The 9,755-nt window shown below is 50.1% G+C and carries 13 protein-coding genes; 7 read left to right on the forward strand and 6 right to left on the reverse strand.

Going from position 1 to position 9,755, the window contains the following annotated elements:
• The first annotated feature begins 22 nt into the window (after positions 1 to 22).
• Positions 23 to 241, forward strand: coding sequence for an alternative ribosome-rescue factor ArfA (arfA, locus tag OGX86_RS02190; protein ID WP_003828276.1), 219 nt, complete (start codon positions 23 to 25; stop codon positions 239 to 241).
• On the opposite strand, the gene mscL is transcribed toward arfA, so the two are convergent.
• The 5 genes from mscL to def form a co-directional block, all read right to left on the reverse strand.
• Entirely contained in the window at positions 238 to 651 is a 414-nt protein-coding gene (gene mscL / locus OGX86_RS02195; RefSeq protein WP_003031152.1) for a large-conductance mechanosensitive channel protein MscL, read from the reverse strand. The two genes, arfA and mscL, sit on opposite strands and share 4 nt — an antisense overlap.
• 141 nt (positions 652 to 792) lie before the next feature.
• Positions 793 to 2,169, reverse strand: a complete 1,377-nt coding sequence (gene trkA, locus OGX86_RS02200) for a Trk system potassium transporter TrkA (RefSeq protein WP_003031153.1) — start codon at positions 2,167 to 2,169, stop codon at positions 793 to 795.
• Positions 2,170 to 2,190: 21 nt separating this feature from the next.
• Positions 2,191 to 3,480 carry a 16S rRNA (cytosine(967)-C(5))-methyltransferase RsmB gene (gene rsmB, locus OGX86_RS02205; RefSeq protein ID WP_032945172.1) on the reverse strand — a complete coding sequence of 430 codons (1,290 nt, stop codon included), beginning with the start codon at positions 3,478 to 3,480 and terminating at the stop codon, positions 2,191 to 2,193.
• A gap of 51 nt (positions 3,481 to 3,531) precedes the next feature.
• Positions 3,532 to 4,479: a methionyl-tRNA formyltransferase gene (fmt, locus tag OGX86_RS02210; RefSeq protein WP_286639186.1), complete on the reverse strand. Its 948-nt coding sequence runs from the start codon at positions 4,477 to 4,479 to the stop codon at positions 3,532 to 3,534.
• Between the two features lie 14 nt (positions 4,480 to 4,493).
• Positions 4,494 to 5,003: a peptide deformylase gene (gene def, locus OGX86_RS02215; RefSeq protein ID WP_003828283.1), complete on the reverse strand. Its 510-nt coding sequence runs from the start codon at positions 5,001 to 5,003 to the stop codon at positions 4,494 to 4,496.
• A 129-nt stretch (positions 5,004 to 5,132) separates the two neighbouring features.
• Between def and dprA the strand changes: the two genes are divergently transcribed.
• The 6 genes from dprA to OGX86_RS02245 are packed head-to-tail and all read left to right on the forward strand — an operon-like array spanning position 5,133 to position 8,925.
• Complete coding sequence (gene dprA, locus OGX86_RS02220) at positions 5,133 to 6,257, forward strand: DNA-protecting protein DprA (RefSeq protein ID WP_048215428.1); 1,125 nt, start codon at positions 5,133 to 5,135, stop codon at positions 6,255 to 6,257.
• Complete coding sequence (gene smg / locus OGX86_RS02225; protein ID WP_003031162.1) at positions 6,229 to 6,702, forward strand: DUF494 family protein Smg; 474 nt, start codon at positions 6,229 to 6,231, stop codon at positions 6,700 to 6,702. Before dprA ends, smg begins: the two co-directional genes overlap by 29 nt.
• 26 nt (positions 6,703 to 6,728) lie before the next feature.
• Positions 6,729 to 7,271 (forward strand): DNA topoisomerase family protein, encoded by a 543-nt coding sequence (locus OGX86_RS02230; protein ID WP_008786284.1) that lies wholly within the window; start codon positions 6,729 to 6,731, stop codon positions 7,269 to 7,271.
• Positions 7,272 to 7,275: 4 nt separating this feature from the next.
• Positions 7,276 to 7,848 carry an L-threonylcarbamoyladenylate synthase type 1 TsaC gene (gene tsaC / locus OGX86_RS02235; RefSeq protein WP_048215429.1) on the forward strand — a complete coding sequence of 191 codons (573 nt, stop codon included), beginning with the start codon at positions 7,276 to 7,278 and terminating at the stop codon, positions 7,846 to 7,848.
• A gap of 1 nt (position 7,849) precedes the next feature.
• A complete protein-coding gene (gene aroE / locus OGX86_RS02240; protein ID WP_048215430.1) occupies positions 7,850 to 8,671 on the forward strand; it encodes a shikimate dehydrogenase in 822 nt (273 codons plus the stop codon).
• A complete protein-coding gene (locus OGX86_RS02245; protein WP_008786281.1) occupies positions 8,668 to 8,925 on the forward strand; it encodes a DUF1488 family protein in 258 nt (85 codons plus the stop codon). The genes aroE and OGX86_RS02245 overlap by 4 nt, the downstream gene beginning before the upstream one ends.
• Here the strand turns inward: OGX86_RS02245 and OGX86_RS02250 are convergent.
• Positions 8,901 to 9,455, reverse strand: a complete 555-nt coding sequence (locus tag OGX86_RS02250) for a gamma carbonic anhydrase family protein (RefSeq protein WP_048215431.1) — start codon at positions 9,453 to 9,455, stop codon at positions 8,901 to 8,903. The genes OGX86_RS02245 and OGX86_RS02250 overlap by 25 nt on opposite strands.
• Positions 9,456 to 9,755: the final 300 nt, after the last annotated feature.

Genomic DNA, 9,755 nt, shown 5'->3' on the forward strand with positions numbered 1-9,755 from the left:
ATTACTACAAACTGGAGATATTATGAGTCGTTATCAGCACACCAAAGGGCAGATAAAGGACAACGCCATTGAGGCGCTTCTGCATGACCCACTGTTCAGACAGCGCGTTGAGAAAAATAAGAAAGGGAAAGGAAGTTATCTGCGTAAAGGCAAACATGGCAATCGGGGTAACTGGGAGGCCAGTGGCAAGAAAGTAATTAACTTTTTTACCACTGGCCTTCTTGTTTCAGTGAGTGCTTAAGAGCGGTTATTCTGTTCTTTCAGCAGGTCACGAATTTCACTTAGCAATACTTCTTCTTTCGATGGAGCTGGCGGTGCTGCCGGCTCTTCCGCTTTTTTACGGTTCAGTTTGTTGATTAGTTTGATTGCCATAAAGATAGCAAACGCAACAATAATGAAATCGAATACATTCTGAATAAATACACCGTAATGCATGACCACGGCAGGGATGTCTCCCTGTGCATCACGTAGCGTTAAAGCAAACTGTTTAAAATCAATTCCACCAATTAACAGCCCCAGCGGCGGCATAATGATATCGGCAACCAGTGATGAAACAATCTTACCGAATGCCGCACCAATAATGACACCCACCGCCAAATCGACAACATTCCCGCGCATCGCGAATTCGCGAAACTCTTTAATAATGCTCATTTTATTCTCCCTATGCAGCTGACGTTTATAAGTTTAACAAATGTTTAGGCAATTTCCATTTATGTATTGCCGAAAGGAAAATTTATTAGACCATGAAAAATAAAGGGAAATAAAAAAGGCGCTGTATTAGCGCCCAAATTATTACAGGAAGAAAGGACTTGGCTGGAATAGTCGCTCGACGTCGGTAATAAACTTTTTATCTGTCAGGAACATAATTACGTGATCGCCCTGCTCAATGCGCAGGTTATCGTTGGCAATCATGACATCGTTACCACGTACAACGGCGCCAATAATGGTTCCGGGCGGAAGTTTAATTTCATCAATTGAACGCCCTACAACTCTCGACGTCGTTTCATCCCCGTGTGCGACGGCTTCAATGGCTTCCGCGACGCCACGGCGAAGTGAAGAAACGCCAACAATATCAGCTTTACGCACGTGGCTCAGCAGCGCGGAGATGGTCGCCTGCTGCGGTGAAATCGCAATATCGATCACGCTGCCTTGCACCAGATCGACGTATGCTCTGCGCTGGATCAACACCATTACTTTCTTGGCACCCATCCGTTTGGCAAGCATCGCCGACATGATATTTGCTTCATCATCGTTGGTCACTGCGATGAACAGATCGACCTGATCGATATGTTCTTCGGCCAGTAACTCTTGATCCGAAGCATCACCAAAAAAGACGATCGTATTTTGTAGTTTCTCTGCAAGTTCGGATGCGCGTTGTTGATTACGTTCGATCAGTTTGACGCTGTAATCTTTTTCCAGACGACGTGCCAGACCCGCACCGATATTACCACCACCCACTAACATAATGCGTTTGTACGGCTTTTCCAGACGCTGCAGTTCACTCATTACGGCGCGTATATGCTGTGATGCCGCAATAAAGAAGACTTCATCACCCGCTTCAACGATCGTAGAACCTTGCGGACGGATCGGTCGGTCATGACGGAAAATCGCCGCAACGCGGGTATCGATGTGCGGCATATGCTCACGCATTGTTGACAGCGCATTACCGATAAGCGGCCCGCCGTAATAGGCTTTTACTACTGCCAGACTGACTTTACCTTCGGCAAAATTCACCACCTGCAATGCGCCCGGATATTCAATCAGGCGATAAATGCTATCGATAACCAGTTGCTCAGGCGCAATCAGGTGATCGATTGGCACCGCATCGGATTGGAACAGCTTGTCGGCATCGCGAACGTAATCTGGTGAACGAATACGGGCGATGCGATTAGGCGTATTAAACAGTGAATAAGCTACCTGGCAGGCAACCATATTTGTTTCATCTGAGCTGGTTACGGCAACCAGCATATCGGCATCGTCGGCACCGGCTTCACGCAATACGCGGGGATGCGAACCATGCCCTTGCACGACACGGAGATCAAACTTGTCCTGCAGGCTGCGCAGGCGTTCACCATTGGTATCGACTACCGTGATATCGTTGTTCTCTCCGACCAGGTTTTCAGCCAGCGTACCGCCAACTTGCCCTGCGCCCAGAATGATAATTTTCATCAGTCGCGACCCGTTATCTCATCACTTTTTGATTAGCTTAGCGTAAAAGAAGCCATCGCCATCTTCCGCACCCGGTAAATTCTGACGTCCGGGTTTTTCCGGCGTACCGGTTTCGCTTAATACCGCATCCGGTGTGCGTGCCAGGAAGGCGGCAATTTGCTGCTGGTTCTCTTCTGGCAGGATAGAGCACGTTGCATACACTAGCGTGCCGCCAGATTTAAGATGTGACCAGGTTGCATTCAGGATCTCAGCCTGCAATTGGGCAAGTTCGGCAATATCCCGGTCGCGGCGCAGCCATTTGATATCCGGATGGCGACGGATCACCCCGGTAGCAGAACATGGAGCGTCCAGCAAAATACGGTCAAACTGTTGTTCACCGCACCACTGCTGTGGATAGCGGCCATCCCCCTGTTTTACGGTTGCCTTCATGCCCAGACGTTTCAGATTGTCGTAAACGCGCGATAAGCGTTTTTCATCCACATCGACGGCCATGACGTTAGCTAGCGGAGCAACTTCCAGAATGTGAGTGGTTTTACCGCCCGGCGCACAGCACAGGTCGAGGATCTGCTCACCGTCCTCCGGCAACAGATAATTTACGCATCCTTGAGCGGAAGCATCCTGAACGGTGACCCAACCTTCGTCAAAACCAGGGAGGGCGTGAACTGGAGCCGGTGTTTCCAGACGCACTGCATCCGGGTAGTCTGGATGCGGGAAACCTGTCAAACCCGCTTCGGTAAGCAGGTCTAGCCAGGCGTCGCGAGTATGGTGATTACGATTGACTCGTAGCCACATCGGCGGTCGCTGGTTATTGGCTTCAAGAATGGCTTCCCACTGCTGCGGATACGCACTCTTAATACGTTTCACCAGCCAGGAGGGGTGTAAGAAGCGCAAATCGCTTTGCGCAAACTCGGCCAGCAGTTCATCCTGACGGCGTTGAAACTGGCGCAGTACGCCGTTGATCAGCCCTTTCAGCTGTGGACGCTTAATAACGACCGCGCCTTCTACGGTCTCAGCCAACGCAGCGTGCGCTGGAATACGAGTATGCAACAGTTGATAGAAGCCCACCATGATCAGGTAGTGAACGGTGCGCTGTTTGCCCGTCATTGGACGTTCCATCAGTTGCTGGATCATCCACTCCAGTTGAGAGAGTGTACGCAATACGCCGAAGCAAAGTTCCTGTAACAGCGCTTTGTCTTTATCGGCAACTTTTTGCTGCATGGCGGGCAGCACGTTACTTAGTGATTGTCCTTTCTCGACAACCTGTTCGACGGCCTGGGCCGCCATACTGCGTAAATTAAGATGTTTTTTCATAAGCGCAAAAATAAAAATGCCCGGAGACACCGGGCTTAAAGAGATGAACCGTCAGGCCAGACGGTTTCCGGGCACGAACCACTCCCGGCGCGAATTAAGCAGATCCTGCGCGCTCATGGCTTTTTTACCGGCAGGCTGCAAAGAGATAAGATTCAGAATGCCGTCGCCTGTTGCGACCTGGATACCCTGCTTTGTCGCCTCTAGAATGGTGCCTGGCTCGGCCTGGGTGTTTACAGCAATAACCGAAGCTTGCCAGACTTTCACTGGCTGACCATCGATTTCAAGCCAGCTCATTGGCCAGGGGTTAAAGGCGCGGATGCAGCGTTCCAATTGAACAGCCGAAAGCGACCAGTCGATACGGGCCTCTTCTTTGCTGAGTTTTTCTGCATGCGTAACCAGTGATTCGTCTTGTACCACCGGTTTTATTGTGCCGGCAGCCAGCTGTTTTAGCGTTTCAATCAGCCCCTGAGGCCCCAGTTCTGCCAGCTTGTCATATAACGAACCGCTGGTATCTTCTGCCGTAATTGGGCAGGACAGCTTCAGCAGCATATCACCGGTGTCGAGGCCAACATCCATCTGCATGATGGTAACACCGGTTCCGGCGTCGCCTGCCCACAGTGAGCGCTGGATCGGTGCTGCACCCCGCCAGCGCGGAAGCAGGGAACCGTGAACGTTGATACAACCCAGGCGCGGCATTTCCAGTACGGCTTTTGGCAGGATCAGGCCATATGCCACCACCACCATCACGTCTGCGTGTAAATCAGCAACCAGTTGCTGGTTTTCCTGAGGGCGAAGAGAGACGGGTTGAAAGACCGGTATCCCTTTTTCTTCTGCCAGCACTTTTACCGGGCTGGGCATCAGCTTTTTACCGCGTCCCGCCGGGCGGTCCGGTTGGGTAAACACGCCAACGACGTTATGTCCAGAAGACAGCAGCGCGTCGAGATGACGCGCTGCAAAGTCAGGTGTACCCGCAAAAATAATACGTAGTGAGTCTGACACGTTGATCCTTGTCCTTAAGCTCGGGCGTTCAGGCGGTCGAGTTTTTCAACTTTCTGACGAATGCGTTGTTGCTTCAACGGAGACAGATAATCGATAAATAGTTTACCGACCAGGTGATCCATTTCATGTTGAATGCAGATAGCGAGCAGGCCATCGGCTTCCAGTTCAAAAGATTTGCCGTCGCGATCGAGCGCACGAATTTTTACTTTCTCTGCACGCGGTACTAACGCACGCTGTTCAGGAATAGACAGACAGCCTTCTTCAATGCCGGTTTCGCCGTCTTTTTCCAGCAGTTCTGGGTTAATGAGTACCAACTGCTCATCGCGATTTTCAGAGACATCAATAACAATGATGCGCTGATGAATATCGACCTGTGTTGCTGCCAGACCGATACCTTCTTCGGCGTACATCGTTTCGAACATATCATCAACGATACGCTGAATTTCTGCATTCACTTCTTCAACCGGTTTTGCGACTTTGCGAAGGCGCTCGTCCGGAATATGTAACACTTGCAAAACTGACATAGTTATCCAGAGTTGAGTTCAGGAGTTGAAAAGATTATTACCTCTATTCTAGACAAAACCCCCTCTGATTGACAGCATCAGTGACCAATCGCAAAGATTGCCAGGACTGCTTGTGGCAGGGGAACAGGGATGACCCAAATCGAAATTTGGCTACGTTTAGCGCAAGTGAATGAACTGTATGGTGATGAGATAGTGCGCGTTGCTCACTGGCTCAATACTCAACCGTGCATTAACAACGCGGTACTCTTGCAGGCAGGATTCTCTCCACGCCAGGCAAGACGCTTTTTAACCTTTTCAGATCTGACGCTGGAAAAAACGCTGCGCTGGCTTGAACAGCCTAACCACCATTTTGTGGTTGCCGACAGCGAGCATTATCCGCCACAGCTCCGTGCGATTGAGGATTATCCTGGGGTGCTTTTTGTTGCAGGAGCTCCCGCATGCCTCCACTCATTTCAAGTTGCCGTTGTCGGTAGTCGACAACATTCATGGTATGGCGAACGCTGGGGACGGTTGTTTTGTGAAAAGCTTGCTGCATGTGGGGTGACGATCACCAGCGGTCTGGCCCGGGGGATTGATGGCGTGGCGCACAATGCTGCGATAAACCGACAAGGCACAAGTATTGCGGTGCTGGGAAATGGACTTGAGACCATTCATCCACGGCAGCATATCCGTCTTGCGGAGCGACTTATTGAGGCTGGGGGCGCACTGGTGTCTGAGTTCCCATTAGATATGCTCCCTTTGCCGCGCAATTTTCCCCGACGAAATCGTATTATCAGTGGTCTAAGTAAAGGTGTACTGGTTGTCGAAGCTGCACAGCGTAGCGGGTCGCTGGTTACTGCTCGCTGTGCAATTGAACAAGGGCGGGAGGTGTTTGCTTTACCTGGGCCGATTGGGAGCCCGGGAAGTGAAGGCCCGCATTGGCTTATTCAGCAGGGAGCCATGCTTGTGACGACACCAGAGGAAATTCTTGAAAATTTGCAATATGGGCTGCAATGGTTGCCAGATGAACCTGAAAAATCAATTTATTCGCCAGATCACGAAGAGGTGGCATTGCCATTTCCGGAGCTCCTGGCTAACGTAGGAGATGAGGTAACACCTGTTGACGTCGTCGCTGAACGTGCCGGCCAACCTGTGCCAGAGGTAGTGGCTCAACTGCTCGAACTGGAGTTAGCAGGGTGGATCGCAGCTGTACCCGGCGGCTATGTCCGATTGAGGAGGGCATGCCATGTTCGACGTACTAATGTATTTGTTTGAGACATATATCCATAACGAAGCTGAGCTGCGTGTGGATCAGGACAAACTGGAACGGGATCTTACCGACGCTGGTTTTGATCGTGAAGACATTTACAACGCGTTACTTTGGCTGGAGAAGCTTGCTGACTATCAGGATGGTCTTGCTGAACCTATGCAGCTGGCATCGGACCCTCTTTCTATACGTATTTATACTGCGGAAGAGTGCGACCGACTGGATGCAAGCTGTAGAGGATTCCTGCTATTCCTGGAGCAGATTCAGGTGCTAAACCTCGAAACGCGAGAAATGGTTATTGAGCGCGTACTCGCGCTAGATACGGCAGAGTTCGATCTGGAAGACCTGAAGTGGGTGATTCTGATGGTGCTATTCAACATTCCAGGTTGTGAAAATGCCTATCAGCAAATGGAAGAATTACTCTTTGAAGTGAATGAAGGTATGCTGCATTAATCAATCTTCATTCAGTATGAGTTGTTATGGCTAAATCAGCACTGTTCACGGTGCGTAAAAACGAGCCCTGCCCACAATGCGGGGCTGAACTGGTTATTCGTTCCGGGAAACACGGTCCGTTTCTCGGTTGTTCACACTATCCAGAATGCGATTACATCCGTCCGCTGAAATCTTCCGCGGACGGACATGTTGTCAAAGTTCTGGAGGGTAAGCTTTGTCCTGCATGTGGCGCTGAGCTGGTGCTGAGACAGGGACGATTCGGTATGTTTATTGGATGCAGTGACTATCCTGCGTGCGATCACACCGAGCTCATCGACAAGCCTGATGAAACAGCAATAGTCTGTCCTCAATGCCAGACTGGTCATCTTGTCCAGCGGCGTTCCCGTTATGGCAAAACCTTTTACTCCTGCGATCGCTATCCGGAGTGCCAGTTTGTCATTAACTTCAAACCGTTAGCCGGAGAATGTCCTGAGTGTCATTATCCGCTTCTCATCGAAAAGAAAACCGCGCAGGGTGTGAAGCATTTCTGTGCCAGTAAACAATGTGGAAAGCCGATTTCGGCGGAATAAAAAAGTGAATAATAGCCTGCCCACAGACGCTATCGCTGCGGCGATAGCGGTTCTGAAACAAGAAAAAGTCATCGCCTATCCAACTGAAGCTGTATTTGGTGTCGGCTGCGACCCCGATAGCGAAACGGCTGTAACCCGTTTGTTGGCGCTAAAGCAACGTCCGGTCGATAAAGGGTTAATTTTAATCGCGTCAAACTTTGAACAACTTAAACCATATATCGACGATAGCATGCTCACCGATGCTCAACGTGACGCTGTTTTCGCCCGTTGGCCTGGTCCTGTTACCTTCGTTTTCCCAGCGCTTGCGACAACGCCACGCTGGTTGACCGGGCGCTTTGATTCTCTGGCTGTTCGCGTCACCGATCACCCGCTGGTGGTTGCGTTGTGCCAGGCTTATGGCAAACCGTTAGTTTCTACCAGTGCTAATTTGAGTGGCTTACCGCCTTGCAGAACGGTAGATGAAGTTCGCGCACAGTTCGGTACAGACTTTCCCGTGGTTGAAGGGGAGACCGGGGGGCGTTTGAATCCTTCGGAGATCCGTGATGCTCTGACAGGTGAACAGTTTCGACAGGGGTAATATGAAAGAAGCCTATGCTGTTTTTGGTAATCCGATAGCGCACAGTAAATCGCCCTTTATTCATCAGCAATTTGCAGAGCAGCTGAAGATTGATCACTCCTATGGGCGTGTACTGGCGCCTATCAATGATTTTGTGAATACGCTGAACGCTTTTTTTGCTGAGGGCGGGAAGGGGGCAAATGTCACCGTGCCTTTTAAAGAAGAGGCATTTGCACGTGCCGATGAACTAACGGAGCGGGCATCGCTTGCTGGAGCCGTCAATACCCTTAAACGGCTGGAGGATGGACGTTTACTGGGAGACAACACGGATGGTATCGGCTTGTTGAGCGATCTTGAGCGTTTATCTTTTATTCGTCCCGGATCGCGAGTTCTGTTGATTGGTGCGGGTGGTGCATCCCGTGGAGTTTTATTACCTCTTCTTTCTATGGATTGTGCGGTGACTATTGTTAACCGTACCGCTTCGCGCGCTGAAGAACTGGCACAAATCTTCTCCCATACCGGCAGCGTACAGGCGGTAGGAATGGACGAGCTTGATAATTACAGTTTTGATCTAATTATTAACGCGACATCCAGCGGAATTAGCGGTGAGATACCGGCTATTCCGACATCTCTTATTCACCCATCTGTCTATTGTTATGACATGTTTTATCAGAAAGGAGATACACCGTTCCTCTCCTGGTGTGCCGAACATGGGGCGAAACAATATGCTGATGGCCTGGGTATGCTGGTGGGGCAAGCAGCGCACGCCGTTTTACTCTGGCATGGGGTTTTGCCGCAGATTGAACCCGTCATTAAAAGCATGCAGCAGGAATTGTCGGCATGAATCAGGCGATCCAGTTTCCCGATCGAGAAGAATGGCGCACGGATGTCAACGCCGTTGTGTTTCCGGCGATGGTTCATGGTATGCAGTTAACATGTGCCATCTCTGGAGAGATGCTGGCGTCCCGCTTTGGCGGCGACACGCCTGAACAGTGGTTGGAAATCTTTCAACAGCATCGCTGGGATCTGGAAGAAGAAGCTGAAGGATTGATCCAGGCCCAGCAGGAAGATGCTCAAGGTTGGGTTTGGTTACTCTGACTTAAATATTCATCTTTCCACTTAACATAGTTGTTAGCTGAATATTGTAAGCCTGCTTTCTCTTCATCGCTTAATGGACGGATTTGTTTAACCGGGCTTCCCAGGTACAGATACCCGCTTTCCAGGCGTTTGTTTTGGGGAACCAGGCTCCCAGCCCCAATCATAACGTCGTCTTCTACGACTACGCCATCCAGCAGAATCGAACCCATGCCGACTAATACTCGGTTGCCAATGATGCAGCCGTGTAGCATGACCTTGTGACCGACCGTCACATCCTCACCCACGATCAATGGATTACCCTGCGGATTAGAAGTGGACTTATGTGTGACATGGAGAACGCTGCCGTCCTGAATGTTTGTACGGGCACCAATTTGTACATAGTTAACGTCGCCACGAATGGCGACCAGTGGCCAAATTCCGACATCATCAGCCAAACGGGCATCACCAATGACGACACTGCTGGTGTCGATCATTACGCGATTTCCGATCTGTGGGAAAAGATCCTTATAAGGACGCAGTACATCAGACATGTTTACCTCAACGAAAATAGAGCAGTAATGAAGACTTTGGTTGGATTATTGAGACTGTGCAAGTGGTTTAGCTATCAAAAATCAGCCAAATTGCGCAGGAATGTAGCGAAAGGAGTGAAAAACAAGCATTCAGAAAAAAAGATCCAAAAAATACTTGTGCTAAAAAATGGGATCCCTATAATGCGCCTCCATCGACACGGCGGATGTGAATCACTTCACGCAAACAGCCGGTTCGGTTGAAGAGAAAAACCTGAAAATGAGGGTTGACTCTGAAAGAGGAAAGCGTAATATACGCCACCT

The organism is Citrobacter sp. Cpo040 (genome assembly GCF_030332915.1).
Lineage (GTDB): Bacteria > Pseudomonadota > Gammaproteobacteria > Enterobacterales > Enterobacteriaceae > Citrobacter > Citrobacter portucalensis.